The organism is Rugamonas sp. DEMB1 (assembly GCF_029834475.1).
In the GTDB taxonomy this organism is placed as follows: Bacteria; Pseudomonadota; Gammaproteobacteria; order Burkholderiales; family Burkholderiaceae_D; genus Rugamonas; species Rugamonas rubra.
On record NZ_CP122407.1, the window covers coordinates 626,850 to 643,058 of the forward strand.

Annotated in this window: 13 protein-coding genes and 4 pseudogenes; 15 read left to right on the plus strand and 2 right to left on the minus strand. The window is 69.1% G+C overall.

Features of this window, described 5'->3' with window-relative positions:
• Positions 1–65: 65 nt before the first annotated feature.
• The 4 genes and pseudogenes from pyrR to QC826_RS02895 all read left to right on the plus strand — a co-directional run bounded on the left by pyrR (position 66) and on the right by QC826_RS02895 (position 3,717).
• On the plus strand, positions 66–590 hold the full coding sequence (gene pyrR / locus QC826_RS02880; protein WP_093382664.1) for a bifunctional pyr operon transcriptional regulator/uracil phosphoribosyltransferase PyrR: 525 nt from the start codon (positions 66–68) through the stop codon (positions 588–590).
• Positions 583–1,548, plus strand: coding sequence for an aspartate carbamoyltransferase catalytic subunit (locus QC826_RS02885; protein WP_279764319.1), 966 nt, complete (start codon positions 583–585; stop codon positions 1,546–1,548). Before pyrR ends, QC826_RS02885 begins: the two co-directional genes overlap by 8 nt.
• Positions 1,545–2,855, plus strand: coding sequence for a dihydroorotase (locus tag QC826_RS02890; RefSeq protein WP_279764320.1), 1,311 nt, complete (start codon positions 1,545–1,547; stop codon positions 2,853–2,855). Before QC826_RS02885 ends, QC826_RS02890 begins: the two co-directional genes overlap by 4 nt.
• 302 nt (positions 2,856–3,157) lie before the next feature.
• A pseudogene (locus QC826_RS02895) lies at positions 3,158–3,717 on the plus strand (lysophospholipid acyltransferase family protein).
• Here QC826_RS02895 and QC826_RS02900 read toward each other — a convergent pair.
• Positions 3,714–4,586, minus strand: a complete 873-nt coding sequence (locus tag QC826_RS02900) for a symmetrical bis(5'-nucleosyl)-tetraphosphatase (RefSeq protein ID WP_279764321.1) — start codon at positions 4,584–4,586, stop codon at positions 3,714–3,716. The pseudogene QC826_RS02895 and the gene QC826_RS02900 overlap by 4 nt on opposite strands.
• Before the next feature lie 123 nt (positions 4,587–4,709).
• Between QC826_RS02900 and rfbB the strand changes: the two genes are divergently transcribed.
• The 11 genes and pseudogenes from rfbB (at position 4,710) to QC826_RS02955 (ending at position 15,204) form a co-directional block, all read left to right on the plus strand.
• Positions 4,710–5,783, plus strand: coding sequence for a dTDP-glucose 4,6-dehydratase (gene rfbB / locus QC826_RS02905; protein ID WP_279764323.1), 1,074 nt, complete (start codon positions 4,710–4,712; stop codon positions 5,781–5,783).
• Positions 5,780–6,689: pseudogene (gene rfbA, locus QC826_RS02910) on the plus strand (glucose-1-phosphate thymidylyltransferase RfbA). Before rfbB ends, rfbA begins: the two are co-directional and overlap by 4 nt.
• Positions 6,686–7,230 (plus strand): annotated as a pseudogene (gene rfbC, locus QC826_RS02915) (dTDP-4-dehydrorhamnose 3,5-epimerase). Before rfbA ends, rfbC begins: the two co-directional pseudogenes overlap by 4 nt.
• The gene (gene rfbD / locus QC826_RS02920; RefSeq protein WP_279764324.1) at positions 7,227–8,084 is read left to right on the plus strand and encodes a dTDP-4-dehydrorhamnose reductase; all 858 of its coding nucleotides are present in this window, start codon (positions 7,227–7,229) and stop codon (positions 8,082–8,084) included. The pseudogene rfbC and the gene rfbD overlap by 4 nt, the downstream one beginning before the upstream one ends.
• Before the next feature lie 250 nt (positions 8,085–8,334).
• Positions 8,335–9,429: an MraY family glycosyltransferase gene (locus QC826_RS02925; protein WP_279764325.1), complete on the plus strand. Its 1,095-nt coding sequence runs from the start codon at positions 8,335–8,337 to the stop codon at positions 9,427–9,429.
• A gap of 76 nt (positions 9,430–9,505) precedes the next feature.
• Positions 9,506–9,815 (plus strand): annotated as a pseudogene (locus QC826_RS02930) (H-NS family nucleoid-associated regulatory protein).
• 184 nt (positions 9,816–9,999) lie between these two features.
• Positions 10,000–11,382 carry a phosphomannomutase/phosphoglucomutase gene (locus QC826_RS02935; protein WP_279764326.1) on the plus strand — a complete coding sequence of 461 codons (1,383 nt, stop codon included), beginning with the start codon at positions 10,000–10,002 and terminating at the stop codon, positions 11,380–11,382.
• 5 nt (positions 11,383–11,387) lie between these two features.
• Positions 11,388–12,404 (plus strand): lipopolysaccharide heptosyltransferase I, encoded by a 1,017-nt coding sequence (gene waaC / locus QC826_RS02940; protein ID WP_279764327.1) that lies wholly within the window; start codon positions 11,388–11,390, stop codon positions 12,402–12,404.
• A gap of 2 nt (positions 12,405–12,406) precedes the next feature.
• Positions 12,407–13,714 carry a lipid IV(A) 3-deoxy-D-manno-octulosonic acid transferase gene (gene waaA / locus QC826_RS02945; protein WP_279764328.1) on the plus strand — a complete coding sequence of 436 codons (1,308 nt, stop codon included), beginning with the start codon at positions 12,407–12,409 and terminating at the stop codon, positions 13,712–13,714.
• Between the two features lie 132 nt (positions 13,715–13,846).
• Positions 13,847–14,188, plus strand: coding sequence for a hypothetical protein (locus QC826_RS02950; protein ID WP_093382702.1), 342 nt, complete (start codon positions 13,847–13,849; stop codon positions 14,186–14,188).
• Positions 14,189–14,514: 326 nt separating this feature from the next.
• A complete protein-coding gene (locus tag QC826_RS02955; RefSeq protein ID WP_279764329.1) occupies positions 14,515–15,204 on the plus strand; it encodes a PEP-CTERM sorting domain-containing protein in 690 nt (229 codons plus the stop codon).
• On the opposite strand, the gene QC826_RS02960 is transcribed toward QC826_RS02955, so the two are convergent.
• A complete protein-coding gene (locus QC826_RS02960) occupies positions 15,201–16,121 on the minus strand; it encodes a M48 family metallopeptidase (protein WP_409567753.1) in 921 nt (306 codons plus the stop codon). The genes QC826_RS02955 and QC826_RS02960 overlap by 4 nt on opposite strands.
• Between the last annotated feature and the right edge of the window lie 88 nt (positions 16,122–16,209).

A 16,209-nucleotide genomic window follows, 5' to 3' on the forward strand; every position in this document is an offset into this window, starting at 1 on the left:
AGCGAGCACACCGAGACAAGAACCACCATTCCCGAATTGACCACCCCCTGAGAGCGCCACCACCCATGTCCAACTCAAGCCCCACCACCGCGCTCGACGCCGAGGCGCTGTACGCCACCCTGCTGGCGCAACTGAAGACCGGCCTGGCCGGCGCCAGCGACGTCGCCATCGTCGGCATCCACTCCGGCGGCGCCTGGCTGGCCGAGCGGCTCGCCGCCGACCTCGGCCTGACCGCCCGCTTCGGCGTCATCGACGTCTCCTTCTACCGCGACGACTTCGCCGAGAAGGGCCTGCACGCCGACATCAAGCCGACCCAGATCGGCTTCGACGTCAACGCCGCCACCCTGGTGCTGGTCGACGACGTGCTCTACACCGGCCGCACCACCCGCGCCGCCATCAACGAGCTGTTCGACTACGGCCGCCCGGCGCGCATCATGCTGGCCGCCCTGGTCGACCGTGGCGGCCGCCAGCTGCCGGTGGCCGCCGACTTCGTCGCCGCCACCGTCGCCGTGGCCGAGGGCCAGGCGCTGGTGTTGGGCCGCGCCGCCGACGGAACTTTCACGCTAACCATAGACGACGACCATGCTTAATCCGCAACTGAATAAACACGGCGAACTCCAGCACCTGTTGACCATCGATGGCCTGCCCAAGGCCATCGTCAACCACATCCTGGACACCGCCTCCTCCTTCGTCGGCATCTCCGACCGCGACGTCAAGAAGGTGCCGCTGATGCGCGGCAAGAGCGTCTTCAACCTGTTCTTCGAGAACTCGACGCGCACCCGCACCACCTTCGAGATCGCCTCCAAGCGCCTGTCGGCCGACGTCATCAACCTGAACATCCAGGCCTCCTCGGCCAGCAAGGGCGAGTCGCTGCTCGACACCATCGACAACCTGTCGGCCATGCACGCCGACATGTTCGTGGTGCGCCACGCCCAGTCCGGCGCGCCTTACCTGATCGCCAAGCACCTGATCGACACCAAGCAGCCGCACGTCCACGTGGTCAACGCCGGCGACGGCCGCCACGCCCACCCGACCCAGGGTCTGCTGGACATGTACACCATCCGCCACTACAAGAAGGACTTCACCAACCTGACGGTGGCGATCGTCGGCGACATCCTGCACAGCCGGGTGGCGCGTTCCGACATCCACGCCCTGACCACCCTGGGCGTGCCGGAGGTGCGGGCGATCGGCCCGCACACCCTGCTGCCGGGCGGCCTCGAGCAGATGGGCGTGCGCACCTTCACCAATATGGACGAGGGCCTGAAGGGCGTCGACGTGATCATCATGCTGCGCCTGCAGAACGAGCGCATGAGCGGCGCGCTGCTGCCGTCGGCGCAGGAATACTTCAAGAGCTACGGCCTGACGCCGGAGCGGCTGGCGCTGGCCAAGCCGGACGCCATCGTCATGCACCCGGGCCCGATGAACCGCGGCGTCGAGATCGACTCGGCGGTGGCGGACGGCCCGCAGGCAGTGATCCTGCCGCAGGTCACCTTCGGCATCGCGGTGCGGATGGCGGTAATGAGCATTTTGGCAGGAAACCAAGGATGAAACTACATATCAAGAACGGCCACCTGGTCGACCCGGCCAACGGCATCGACGCCCCCCACGACCTGTTCATCGCCGACGGCAAGATCGTCGCGGTGGGCGCCGCGCCGGCCGGCTTCAGCGCCGAGCGCACCATCGACGCCGCCGGCCTGGTGGTCGCGCCCGGCTTCGTCGACCTGTCGGCGCGGCTGCGCGAGCCGGGCTACGAATACAAGGCCACGCTCGAATCCGAGCTGCAGGCGGCCATGCAGGGCGGCGTCACCAGCCTGGTCTGCCCGCCCGACACCGACCCGGTGCTCGACGAGCCCGGCCTGGTGGAGATGCTCAAGCACCGCGCCAAGACGCTCAACCTGGCCAACGTCCACCCGCTGGGCGCGCTGACCGTCGGCCTGAAGGGCCAGGCGTTGACCGAGATGGCCGAGCTGACCGAGGCCGGCTGCATCGGCTTCGCCCAGGCCGAGGAGCCGATCGAGGACACCACCGTGCTGCTGCGCGCCATGCAGTACGCCAAGACCTTCGAATACACCGTCTGGCTGCGCCCGCAGGACGCCCACATCGGCCGTGGCGGCATCGCCCACGCCGGCCCGCTGGCCTCGCGCCTGGGCCTGTCGGGCGTGCCGGTGATGTCCGAGACCATCGCCCTGCACACCATCTTCGAGCTGATGCGCTCGACCGGCGCGCGGGTCCACCTGTGCCGCATGTCCTCGGCCGCCGGCCTCGAGCTGGTGCGCGCCGCCAAGCGCGAGGGCCTGCCGGTCACCTGCGACGTCGGCGCCCACCACATCCACCTGACCGACGCCGACATCGGCTTCTTCGACTCGAACGCCCGCGTCACGCCGCCGTTCCGCAGCCAGCGCGACCGCGACGCGATCCGCGCCGGCCTGCTCGACGGCACCGTCGACGCGCTCTGCTCGGACCACACCCCGGTCGACGACGACGAGAAGCTGCTGCCCTTCGGCGAGGCCTCGCCCGGCGCCACCGGCCTCGAGCTGCTGCTGTCGCTGGCGCTGAAGTGGGCCGACGACTACGCCGCCGGCCAGCCCGACGGCGGCGTGCGGCCGCTGGCCCGCGCCGTCGGCAAGATCAGCGCCGACGCCGCCCGCGTCGCCGGCCTGGCCGGCGGCACGCTGTCGGTCGGCGCGGTGGCCGACGTCTGCCTGTTCGACCCGGCCGCGCGCTGGACCGTGGCGGCCTCGGCCCTGGCCAGCCAGGGCAAGCACACGCCCTTCCTCGGCTACGAGCTGAGCGGCCAGGTGCGCGCCACCATCGTCGCCGGCCACGTCGCCTTCGAACGCGCAGCCGCGCGCTAAGCCCTCCCGGGCTCAACCCCGGGCCGCGGGCCGGCGCCTTCCGCCATGGCGGAGGGCGGCGCCGGCCCGCGGCCCCGGCGCTTTTTGTGTGGTGTGATTTGAAAATTAAGCTGATGTTCCGCCTGGCGCGGGTGATGTGCCACGTCTTCGCCGGCATGGCCACCTGCGCCGTGGTGTTCCCCTGGATAGGCGCCGACAAGCGCAACGGCCACATCCGCCGCTGGTCGCGCCGGTTGATGGCGATGTGCAATGTGACGGTCGAGCAGGCGGCCAACGGCCAGGCCATCCTGCCGCGCGCGATGATGGTGGCCAACCACGTCTCCTGGTTGGACATCTTCGTCATCAACTCCCTCTACCCCTGCCGCTTCGTCGCCAAGGCCGAGATCCGCGCCTGGCCGCTGCTCGGCTGGCTGGCGCAGCAGGCCGGCACCGTGTTCATCTCGCGCGGCAGCCGGCGCGACCTGCGCCACATCTTCAAGGCCTGGTGCACAGCCTGCAGGCCGGCGAGCGGGTCGCCTTCTTCCCCGAGGGCACCACGGCGGTGCAGGGCAGCCTGCTGCCCTTCCACGCCAACCTGTTCGAGGCCGCCATCGACGCCAAGGCCCTGGTGCAGCCGCTGGCGCTGGCCTATGTCGACCCGGCCGGCCGGCCGCACGGTTCGATCGACTTCGTCGGCGAGATGACGTTCGCCGAGAGCCTGCTGCAGATCCTCGACGGCGCCCCGGTGACGGCGCGGCTGAGCTGCCTGGCCGGCATCCCCAGCGACGGCGCCCACCGCCGCGAGCTGGCCGAGACGGCCCACGGCGCCGTCGCCGGCGCGCTCGGCATCGCCCCGGCCGCCGCGCACACGCCGCCGGCCTAGTTCTTGCCGCCCGGCTCCTGGTAGGACGGGCAGGGCACCTGCAACAGCGCGCGGTCGTGCAGGCGCACCGCCGTCAGCTGGCCGCCCCAGACGCAGCCGCTGTCGAGGCCGATCAAATTCGGCCGCAGCAGCAGGCCCAGCGCCGACCAGTGGCCGAAGGCCACCGTGTCGTTCTCGGTCCGCCGGCCGGGCACCTCGAACCACGGCATCAGGCCCGAGCCCTCGGGCGCCGTGCCGCTCTCCTTCATCTTGAAATCCATCACGCCGGCGGCGTCGCAAAAGCGCAGCCGCGTCATCGCGTTGACGACGACGCGCAGCCGCGCCGCGCCCTCCAGCGCCTCGTCCCAGGCGGCCGGCGCGTTGCCGTACATGCCGCCGAGGAAGCCGGCCAGGTCGGCGCCGCGCAGCCGCGCCTCGACCTCGCCGGCCAGCGCCAAGGCCTGCGCCTTGCTCCACTGCGGCAGCACGCCGGCGTGCACCAGCAGGTGGCCGTCGGCCTCGATGGCCAGCGGGCGCCGGCGCAGCCAGTCGATCAGCTCGTCGCGGTCGGGCGCGGCGAGGATGGCGTCCAGGGTGTCGGACGGGTGCGGCGGACGGATGCCGTGGGCCACCGCCAGCAGGTGCAGGTCGTGGTTGCCCAGCACGCTGTCGACCCGCCCGCCGCCGGCCTCGGCCAAGGCGCGCACGTGGCGCAGCGTGGCCAGCGAGTCGGGGCCTCGGTTCATCAGGTCGCCGGCGAACAGGATGCGCGGCGCGGCGGGGGATCCGGCCGTGCCGGCCTCGGCGCTGGCGATGCGCTCGAGCAGGGCCACGGTCTGCGCATGGCAGCCCTGCAGGTCGCCGATCACGTAGGTGCTGCGTTGCATCATGTTTCCCCGCTGTGTGAATTAAGGAATAGTCTGGTAAAAAGACCGATATTTTTTTGCGGCAATGCTCCAGTTTCACCTAAAATCATGCATACAACTGATTTAACATGCCGGACGGGATACTAAATGATTTTTGTGACAGGCGGGGCTGGTTTCATCGGTTCGAATTTCGTGCTCGACTGGCTGGCGCAGTCCGACGAGGCGGTGCTGAATTTCGATAAATTGACGTACGCGGGCAATCTGAACAATCTTGCCTCGCTGAAGCGCGACGAGCGCCACTTGTTCGTGCGCGGCGACATCTGCGACAAGGACACGGTGCTGGCCCTGTTGCTGGAGCACCGGCCGCGCGCCATCGTCCACTTCGCGGCGGAGAGCCACGTCGACCGCTCCATCCTCGGGCCGGGCGAGTTCATCAACACCAACATCAACGGCACCTTCAGCCTGCTCGAGGCGGCCCGCGCCTACTGGGGCGGCCTGGCCGAGGCGGAGCAGGCGGCGTTCCGCTTCCTGCACGTCTCCACCGACGAGGTGTACGGCACGCTGGGGCCGGACGACGCGCCGTTCAGCGAGACCACCGCGTTCGCGCCGAACAGCCCGTACTCGGCCTCGAAGGCGGCCTCCGACCACCTGGTGCGCTCCTACCACCACACCTACGGCCTGCCGACGGTGACGACCAACTGCTCGAACAACTACGGCCCCTACCACTTCCCGGAAAAGCTGATCCCGCTGATCATCGCCAACGCCCAGGCCGGCAAACCGCTGCCCATCTACGGCGACGGCCAGCAGGTGCGCGACTGGCTGTATGTGAGCGACCACTGCGCGGCGATCCGCCGGGTGCTGGCGGAGGGCCGCCTGGGCGAGACCTACAACGTGGGCGGCTGGAACGAGATGGCCAACCTCGACGTGGTGCACACCCTGTGCGACCTGCTCGACCAGCTCAAGCCGCGCGCCGACGGCGCCAGCTACCGCGCCCAGATCAGCTATGTGAAGGACCGTCCCGGCCACGACCGCCGCTACGCCATCGACGCGCGCAAGCTGGAGCGCGAACTGGGCTGGAAGCCGGCCGAGACCTTCCAGAGCGGCATCGCCAAGACCGTCCAGTGGTATCTGGACAACCAGGAATGGGTCGCCGACGTGCAGTCGGGCGGCTACGCCAACTGGGTCGCCGCCAACTATTTCAACCGGGAGAACCCACAATGACGCAGGCCACCAACGCCGTCCACACCCGCAAGGGCATCATCCTGGCCGGCGGCTCCGGCACCCGGCTGTATCCGGTGACGATGAGCGTGTCCAAGCAGCTGCTGCCGATCTACGACAAGCCGATGATCTACCACCCGCTGACCACGCTGATGCTGGCCGGCATGCGCGAGATCCTGATCATCTCGACGCCGCAGGACACGCCGCGCTTCCAGGACCTGCTGGGCGACGGCAGCCAGTGGGGCCTGCAACTGAGCTACGCGGTGCAGCCCTCGCCGGACGGCCTGGCGCAGGCCTTCATCATCGGCAGGGAGTTCGTCGGCGACTCGCCGTCGGCGCTGATCCTGGGCGACAACATCTACTACGGCAACGACCTCAACGAGCTGCTGCGCAGCGCCGCCGAGCGCACCGAGGGCGCCACCGTCTTCGCCTACCACGTGCAGGCCGGAGCGCTACGGCGTGGTCGACTTCAACGCCGAGCACCAGGCCGTCAGCATCGAGGAGAAGCCGCTCAAGCCGAAGTCCAACTACGCCGTCACCGGCCTGTACTTCTACGACCGCCAGGTGTGCGACATCGCCGCCGGCATCCAGCCCTCGGCCCGTGGCGAGCTGGAGATCACCGACGTCAACCGGGTCTACCTGGAGCGCCAGCAATTGAACGTCGAGCTGATGGGGCGCGGCATGGCCTGGCTCGACACCGGCACCCACGAGTCGCTGCTCGAGGCCTCGCAGTTCATCGCCACCATCGAGAAACGCCAGGGCCTGAAGGTCGCCTGTCCGGAGGAGATCGCCTACCGCAAGGGCTATATCGACGCGGCCCAGCTGCGCCGCCTGGCCGAGCCCCTGAAGAAAAACAACTACGGCCAGTATCTGTTGCAAATCCTTGAAGACAAGGTCATTCCGCGATGAACGTCACCACCACCCCGCTGGCCGGCCTGTTGTTGCTCGAACCGCGGGTGTTCGGCGACGAGCGCGGCTTCTTCTTCGAAAGCTACAACGCCCGCGCCTTCGCCGAGCTGACCGGCGTGGCCGCCACCTTCGTGCAGGACAACCATTCGCGCTCGGCCAAGAACGTGCTGCGCGGCCTGCACTACCAGATCCAGCAGTCGCAGGGCAAGCTGGTGCGGGTGACCAGCGGCGCGGTGTTCGACGCCGTGGTGGACCTGCGCCGCAGCTCGGCCACCTTCGGCCAGTGGTACGGCGTCGAGCTGTCGGCCGACAACAAGCGCCAGCTGTGGATCCCGCCCGGCTTCGCCCACGGCTTCATGGTCACCAGCGAGCACGCCGAGTTCCTCTACAAGACCACCGACTACTGGGCCCCGAGCACGAGCGCGCCGTGTTGTGGAACGACCCGGCGATCGGCATCGACTGGCCGCTGGACGGCGCGCCGCTGCTGTCGGCCAAGGACCAGGCCGCCGTGGCGCTGGCCGCGGCCGAGGTGTTCGCATGAAAATCCTGCTGACCGGATGCAGCGGCCAGGTCGGCTACGAGCTCGAGCGCAGCCTGCAGGGCCTCGGCGAGGTGGTCGCGGTCGACCGCGCGCGCATGGACCTGGCCGAGCTGGACCAGGTGCGCGCCGTCATCCGCGAGGTGCGGCCCGACCTGATCGTCAACCCGGCCGCCTACACGGCGGTCGACCAGGCCGAGCGCGAGCCCGAGCTGGCGTTCCGCGTCAACGCCGAGGCGCCGGCCGTGATGGCCGAGGAGTGCAAGCGGCTGGGCGCGGCGCTGGTGCACTACTCGACCGACTACGTGTTCGACGGCACCCAGGCCGGCCCCCGCGTCGAGACCGACGCCACCGGCCCGATCAACGTCTACGGCCGCAGCAAGCTGGCCGGCGAGCAGGCCATCGCGGCGGCCGGCATCCGCCATCTGATCCTGCGCACCAGCTGGGTCTACGGCATGCGCGGCAAGAACTTCCTGCTGACCATGCTGCGCCTGGCGCGCGAGCGCGACGAGCTGCGCGTGGTCGCCGACCAACACGGCGCGCCGACCTGGAGCCGCAGCATCGCCGACGGCACGGCGTTGATCCTGGCCCAGGCCCAGGCCGGCGGCGCCGACTGGTGGCAGCGCCACGGCGGCACCTACCACCTGAGCAGCCAGGGCCAGACCACCTGGTTCGAGTTCACCCAGGCCATCCTGGCCGAGGCGCAGATCGACTGCCGCCTGCTGCCCATCGGCACCGCCGAGTATCCGCTGCCGGCGCCCCGCCCGCAGCACTCGGTGCTCTCGTCCGAGCTGCTGATGAGCCGGTTCTGCCGCCTGCCGCACTGGCGCGAGGCGCTGCGCCTGTGCCTGAAGTAGCGGGCCGGCGCGCCCAGTTGTATCGATTGGTAAGCGTCGGCCGCGCGGCCGGCGCCTTTTGTTAGAATCCGCGCATACACCGACACCGCCCCCACCGCCTTCCCCCGAATGAGGAATTGTCGATTGCCGAATCCGGTACAATCGCGGCTTGGCGTGCCGATAATAAAGTGTCAAGGCACGGGATAATCGCCACATCGCATGGTGTTGCCGGGGCGTCAGCGCGGCCGGTATTTTTGTACTGATAAAAATAATGTTTTCTTTTTTACTGAGCTTTGTCGCCTCCGCGCTGCTGACGCTGTTGGTCATCAAGGAGTCGCGCCTGCACGGCCCGGCGCTGGACGACGACTTCCAGGCGGTGCAGAAGGTCCATTCGCATTCGGTGGCGCGGATCGGCGGCCTGTCGATCTTCCTCGCCGTGGCGCTCAGCTGCGCCATTTCGGCCTGGCGCGTGCCGGCCATGACCGGCCTGTTGATCCCCCTGCTCGGCTGCGCCAGCGTGGCCTTCGTCGGCGGCATCGTCGAGGACTACACCGGCCGCGTCAGCGCGACGCGGCGCCTGGTGCTGACCATGCTCGCCGCGCTGATGGGCTATTTCCTGCTCGACGCCCGCGTCGACCGCATCGACTGGGCCTTCTCCGCCTGGCAGCTGCGCTACATGTGGCTGACCCTGCCGTTGACGGTGCTGGCGGTGGCCGGCATCGCCAACGCCGTCAACATCATCGACGGCTTCAACGGCCTGGCCAGCGTGGTCACCATCTGCATGCTGCTCTCGCTCGGCTATGTCGCGCTGCAGGTCAACGACATGTTCGTGCTGGTGGCCGCGCTGATGGTGGCCGGCGCCACCGCCGGCTTCCTGGTGTGGAACTACCCGGTCGGCCTGATCTTCCTCGGCGACGGCGGCGCCTATTTCATCGGCTTCATGCTGGGCGAGCTGGCCCTGCTGCTGGTGATGCGCAACCCGCAGGTGTCGACCTGGTACGCCGCGCTGCTGCTGCTCTACCCGACCTTCGAAACCCTGTTTTCGGTGTACCGGCGCATGTTTGTGCGCGGCAAATCGCCGGCCATGCCCGACGGCATACATTTGCACAGCCTGATCTTCCGCCGCATCGTGCAATGGGCGGTCGGGCGCAAGGAGGCGCGCGCCCTGATGCGGCGCAATTCGCTGACCTCGCCCTATTTGTGGATGTTTTCGCTGATGGCGGTGATTCCGGCCACGGTATTCTGGCGCCACACCTGGGTGTTAATGGTGTTCTGCCTGTTGTTTATCGTCAGTTATATCTGGCTGTATGTGCGCATTGTCCGTTTCAAGGCGCCGCGCTGGATGATACGACACAAGAGAAACTAGTATCCGGCGCGCTTTGTAGTATATTTCTATCGTCAGCGGTTTTAATGGTTTCACCACCTTTTAAAAGGAAGCGAAGATGGATCTATCCAATTTGTCGGCGGCCGATTTGCGCAATCTGCAGGAACAAATCAAACGCGAATTAAAAAAACGTGAATCGCAGGAGCAGGCCGAGGCGCGCGAGAAGATATTCGCCATCGCCCAAAGCGTCGGCGTCCCGCTGAAGGACACTGATCGGCGCCGGCGTGCGCGCCAAGACCGGCACGGTGGCGCCGCGCTACCGCAATCCGGCCGACGCCAGCCAGCAGTGGACCGGCCGCGGCCGCCAGCCGAAGTGGGTCAAGGACTGGGTCGACGCCGGCAAGGCGATCGATTTGCTGCGCCTCTGAGCGCGTTCCCCGCGCGTCGATGAGGCGGCGGGGCTTGCCTGCCGCTGGCATCGCACTTACTATGTCAATGTTGTGCCCGCGAACTTCGTGGGCCGCCACTCTTTTCCCCATCCATCCAGCGGGCCGGACCCGCGCCGGCGGCCCCGCCGCCGCGCGTCTGCCGCATCACGTGAATTCAAACACCATGGTTTCCCTGTCAAAAACGATCTTTAAAGCTTACGACATCCGCGGCATCATCGACCAGACGCTGGACGCCGGCGTGGCCCGGCAGATCGGCCTGGCCTTCGGCCAGGCCGCCCTGGCCAAGGGACAAACCAAGGTGGTGATCGGCCGCGACGGCCGCCTGTCCGGCCCCGAGCTGGCCGCCGCGCTGGCCCAGGGCCTGCAGGCCGCCGGCGTCGACGTGGTCGACCTGGGCGTGGTGGCCACGCCGATGGTCTACTTCGGCACCAACGTGCTCGACGCCCAGTCCGGCATCATGGTCACCGGCAGCCACAACCCGCCCAACTACAACGGCTTCAAGATGGTGCTGGCCGGCGAGGCCATCCACGGCGAGGCGATCACCTCGCTGCACCAGCGCATCGTCGAGCACGGCGGCGACGAGGCGGCCCGGCCGGGCGGCTACAGCACCCACGACATCCGCGCCGCCTACCTGCAGCGCATCATCGGCGACGTCAAGCTGGCGCGGCCGATCAAGCTCGCCGTCGACTGCGGCAACGGCGTGGCCGGCGCCTTCGCCGGCGACCTGTTCCGTGGCATGGGTTGCGAGGTCGTCGAGCTGTTCTGCGAGGTCGACGGCAACTTCCCCAACCACCACCCCGACCCGGCCCACCCGGAGAACCTGCAGGACCTGATCCGCTGCCTGGCCGAGACCGACGCGGAGATCGGCATCGCCTTCGACGGCGACGGCGACCGCCTCGGCGTGGTCACCAAGGACGGCCAGATCATCTATCCGGACCGCCAGATGATGTTGTTCGCCGCCGACGTGCTGACGCGCCATCCGGGCGAGCAGATCCTCTACGACGTCAAGTGCACGCGCCACCTGGCGCCGTGGATCAGCCGGCACGGCGGCCGTCCGCTGATGTACAAGACCGGCCACTCGCTGGTCAAGGCCAAGCTGCGCGAGACCGGCGCCCCGCTGGGCGGCGAGATGAGCGGCCACATCTTCTTCAAGGACCGTTGGTACGGCTTCGACGACGGCCTGTACGCCGGCGCCCGCCTGCTCGAGATCCTGACCCGCGAGAGCGACCCGTCGGCCCTGCTGAACGGCCTGCCGCAGTCCGACAGCACGCCCGAGCTGCACCTGGAGCTCAAGGAGGGCGAGAACGTCGCCCTGATGGACAAGCTGCGCAGCGACGCCGTGTTCCCCGGCCACGAACAGATCATCACCATCGACGGCCTGCGCGTCGAGTACGCCGACGGCTTCGGCCTGGCGCGCTCGTCGAACACCACGCCGGTGATCGTGATGCGTTTCGAGGCCGAGACGCCGGCCGCGCTGGCGCGCATCCAGGGCCAGTTCAAGAGCGTGATCCTGGCCGCCAAGCCGGACGCGGTGCTGCCGTTCTAAGCGCCATGGTTTCCCCGGCCGCGCGCGCGGGCGGCCAACGGCCGCTGAACATCCTGCTGGTGCGCGTCTCCTCGCTGGGCGACGTGCTGCACAACCTGCCGATGGTGGCCGACATCGCCCGCCACTGCCCCGACGCCAACATCGACTGGGTGGTGGAGGAGGGCTTTGTCAGCCTGGTGCGGCAGAACGGCCGGGTGCGCAACATCATCCCCTTCGCGCTGCGGCGCTGGCGCAAGAGCCTGGGCAAGCCCGAGACGCGCGCCGAAATGAAGGCCTTCTGGCGCCGCCTGCGCGAGCAGCAGTACGACTACGTGTTCGACACCCAGGGGCTGTTGAAGACCGGCGCCATCATGGGCATGGCGCGGGTGGTCAAGGGCGGCCGCAAGGTCGGCCTGGCCAACGGCAGCGAGGGCTCGGGTTACGAGGGCGTCTCGCGCGTCTTCCACAGCGAGAGCGTGCCGACCGATCCGCGCACCCACGCGGTCGCGCGCGGCCGTCTGGTGGCCGGCGCCGCGCTCGGCTACTCGGTCGATACGCCGGCCGACTTCGGCCTGCCGGCGCTGGATGTCAAGGCGCCACGGCCGGACTGGATGCCGGCCGAAGCCTACGCCGTCTACTTCCACGGCACCGCCCGCGACGCCAAGAAGTGGCCGGCGCAGAGCTGGATAGAACTGGGCCGCCAGCTGGCGCCCATGCCCATCCTGCTGCCCTGGGGCTCGGCCAAGGAAAAGGCCGAGGCCGAACAACTGGCCGCCGGCCTGCCCAATGCCCGCCTGCTGCCCAAGCTGAGCATGGCCGACGCGGTGCTGCTGGCGCGCCACGCCGCGCTGGCGGTCGGCGTCGACACCGGCCTGACCCACATCGCCGCCGCCTTCACGGTGCCGACGGTGGAGATCTACGTCGACTCGCCGCGCTGGAAGACCGAGGGCAACTGGTCGCCGAAGATCATCAACCTGGGCGACCAGGGCACGCCGCCCGGCGTGGCCGAGGTGGCCGCCGCCGCCAAGAGTCTGCTGGCCTGAGCATGCGCACCTTCTATTCCGTGATGTGGTGGCTGGCCCTGCCGCTGGTGTTGGGCCGGCTGTGGCTGCGCGGCCGCAAGGAGCCGGGCTACCGCGCCCACTGGGGCGAGCGGCTGGGCTGCTATGGCGAGCCCGACGCCGCTAGCCGTGCCGCTGGCGCGAACATGCCGACGATCTGGCTGCACGCCGTCTCGGTCGGCGAGACGCGCGCCGCCGAGCCGCTGGTCGACGCCCTGCTGGCCGCCTATCCGCAACACCGCATCGTGTTGACCCACATGACGCCGACCGGCCGCGCCACCGGCGCCGCGCTGTTCGGCCGCCACGGCGCGCGGCTGCTGCAGTCCTACCTGCCATACGACACGGCGACCATGGTGCGCCGCTTCCTGCGCCACTTCGCGCCGCAGATCTGCATCCTGATGGAAACCGAGGTGTGGCCCAACCTGATCGCCGAGTGCGGCCGGGGCGGCGTGCCGGTGGTGCTGGCCAACGCCCGCCTGTCCGAGCGCTCGCTGCGCAAGGCCGGCCGCTTCGGCCGCCTGCTGCTCGACGCCGCGCGCGGCATCACCCTGGTGGCGGCGCAGACCGAGGCCGACGCCGCGCGCGTGGCCACGCTGGGCGCGCCGCGTGTCGAGGTCACCGGCAGCATCAAGTTCGACGTGGTGGTGCCGGCCGCCGCGCTGGCCACCGGCGCCGCGCTGCGCGCGCACATCGGCAACCGTCCGGTGCTGCTGTGCGCCAGCACGCGCGAGGGCGAGGAGGCGCTGATACTGGACGCCTTCCAACAGGCCCGCGAGGCCATGCCGGCCGACGTGCTGCTGCTGCTCGTGCCGCGCCATCCGCAGCGCTTCGACGAGGTCGAGAAAATGGTCGCCGAGCGCGGCCTGGCGCTCGAGCGGCGCAGCACGCTGGCGCTGGACGGCGCCGCGCTGCCGGCCCGCGTGGCGGTGCTGCTGGGCGACTCGATGGGCGAGATGTTCGCCTACTACGCCGCCTGCGACTGCGCCTTCGTCGGCGGCAGCCTGCTGCCGCTGGGCGGACAGAACCTGATCGAGCCGGCGGCGCTGGGCAAGCCGGTGCTGATCGGCCCGCACACCTTCAATTTCGCCGTGGTGACGGAGGACGCGCTGGCCGCCGGCGGCGCCCTGCGCGTGGCCGACGCCGCCGAGCTGATGGCCGGGACGGCGCGCCTGCTCGGCGACGCCGCCGCCCGCGCCGACATGGGCCGGCGCGCACTGGCCTTCGCCAACCAGCACCGTGGCGCCACCGCGCGCACGCTGGCCTTGCTGCGGACGTTATTGCCGTCTGGCTAAACATACGAACGTTCCAGCCAACAGCAAGTGCTTGCTGGGCTTGCAATTGCCTTTTTTAGATCCTAAGCTGGATATCGCCTCCAAGTTTTAAAACGCCAGGCGTTTTTGGAGCGATTGGAAAAGGAGGCACACATGAACGCATTCCCTGCGCACGTTTCCCACCACGAACGTGAAGTCGCGGAGTTGCGGGCTGATCGGGAGCTGGCTGTCGAGTATCTGAGGCTTGCCGTGCAGTCGCTCGAACACACCGACGAGCGGGTGGGCGGGATGTTGGCGCTGTCGGCGCTAGCCGAAGCTTACGGCGATTTGGCCATATTGGCGGTCGATGCGGGAGTCGTGGACGCGCCGCTGTATCGCTTACTGGCGCGTTCAGGCGTGCCTCAGTTCAATACTCCTGCAGAATACGAAACTTGGTTTGGCCAGCAAATGCACAAGTTGACGTTGGACCCTGGTGCCTGCGTGAAATCGGCATGATCCTTCATTAAGCTGGTCCGCCGCCCGCCCGCTTTGCTGCTGCCGCGCTGAGTCCGTTTCCCCGGGCGGCTAGGCTGAGTCCGCTTGGGAGCGCTCCCCGGTCCCTCCGCCGCATACTATTCTATTCCTCCCGCCGAGTCCGGCGGCCGGCCTGTCGCCCGTTCTTACACACGGCGCCATGCGGTGGCCCCACGCAGGCCTGCGCCGCCGCGCCGCGACAGGCGCGCGGCCGATTGGCACCCTTTATGCTCGTCTGTGCTGTCCGCCGCCGCCGCCGTTCCGGCCCGGCGGGACGGGACCAACGATGGAGTTCAAAGGAGAAAAAAATGAAAACGCGATGGCTACGCAGTTTGTCGGCGCTGCTGCTGGGTCTGCCCTTGGCGGCGCCGCTGCAGGCGACTGAGATTCTGTTGAACGGCGGCTTTGAAACGGGCGACTTCAGCGGCTGGAACGTCGGCCCCAATCCCGGGGCGGGAGGCTGCGACCAGCCTTGGACCGTCGCCGCCAGCGGTTCGGAGTGCCAGCCGCTGGGCGCGCCGGTGGGCGGCTTCGGCGCCTACACCTCGCTTGACGGCAGCGGTCCGCTGACCCGCACCATCAGCCAATCCTTCGTCCTGGCCGGGTTGTCGGCGGCGACCCTGGCCTGGTCGGAGGCGGCCCAGGTGGACAATTTCGGCAGCCTGCCGAGGGAGTTTTCGATCGACTTGCGCGACGCCGGCAATGTGTTGATCGCCAACCTGTACAACGAGGCGTTCGCCGCCGGGGCGAGTACCGGCTTCGGCTTGACCGCGCACAGCCTGGACCTGAGCGCGCTGCTGGCGGCGCATGTCGGCGAGAATCTGAACATCGCCTTCAGCACCATCGTGCCGGAGAACTTCGCCGGCCCGGCCGGTTTTCTGCTCGACGCGGTGTCGCTCGACGTCACGGCGGCGGTGCCGGAGCCGGCCAGCCTGCCCCTGCTGGCCATCGGCGCGGCGGCGGCGGCCTGCGCGGCGCGCCGCCCCCGTTCCAGCTAGCCGAACAGCACCGGCAGCTCCTGCGCGCGTTTGCGCAGCAGCTGCTTGGCCTCCTCGTATTCGGGGTAGATGGTGCCGACGGTGTCCCAGAAGCGGGCGCTGTGGTTCATCTCCAGCAGGTGCGACAGCTCGTGCGCCACCACGTAGTCGATCAGCGGCAGCGAGAAGTGCACCAGGCGCCAGTTCAGCCGGATCTTGCGGTCGACCGTGCAGGAGCCCCAGCGCGTGCCGGCCGAGGACAGCGCGAACGAGTGGTAGCGCACGCCCAGCCGCGCCGCGTACAGGTCGAGGCGCTGCTCGAACAGCTGGCGCGCCTCCAGCTGCAGCCAGGCGCGCACGCGCTCCTTGAGCAGCAGCTCGGTGGCGCCGGGCACCAACACCATCGACAGCTCGCGCGTGGCCGGGTTGTAGCTGCTGCGGTTGCGTCCGCCCACCAGCAGGCGCAGCACGATCTCGCCGCCCAGGTAGGGCAGGGTGGCGCCGTCGATCCATTCCACCGGCGGCTTCTCCAGCCGCGCCGCGCGCCGTTCGCGCCGCTCGTGCAGCTTGCCGAGGATCCAGGCCTGCTTGATGCGGATGGCGTTGTCGACCTCGGCGATGCTGATGCGCTTGGGCGCGGTGACGCGCAGGCCGTCGTCGTCGATCATGAAGCCGATCGAGCGGCGCGTCGAGCGGCGCAAGGTGTATTCAAGGACGAACTGGCCGACCAGCAGCTGGCGCTTGGGCGCGGCGTCGGGTGCCGGCGGCGGCGCGGCGGGCGGCTTGCGCAGGACGGGGGGCGGTGTTTGGGGGAAGGGTGTTGCGGTCGGCGCGGTGGCGCGCGGGCTGGCGGGAAAGCCGGAGTCGGGTTCGCGCAGCAGCTGGGCCGGTGCGGGATGGACCGGTAAGCCATGGGCCGGCAGGCCTGGCCCGGCCACGCTTGGCCCTGCGGGGCATGGGCCGGCGACGTCTGGGCCGGCAATGCGGCGGCCGGCGCGGCCGCGCCGTTCTGCCCGAACAGGTCGA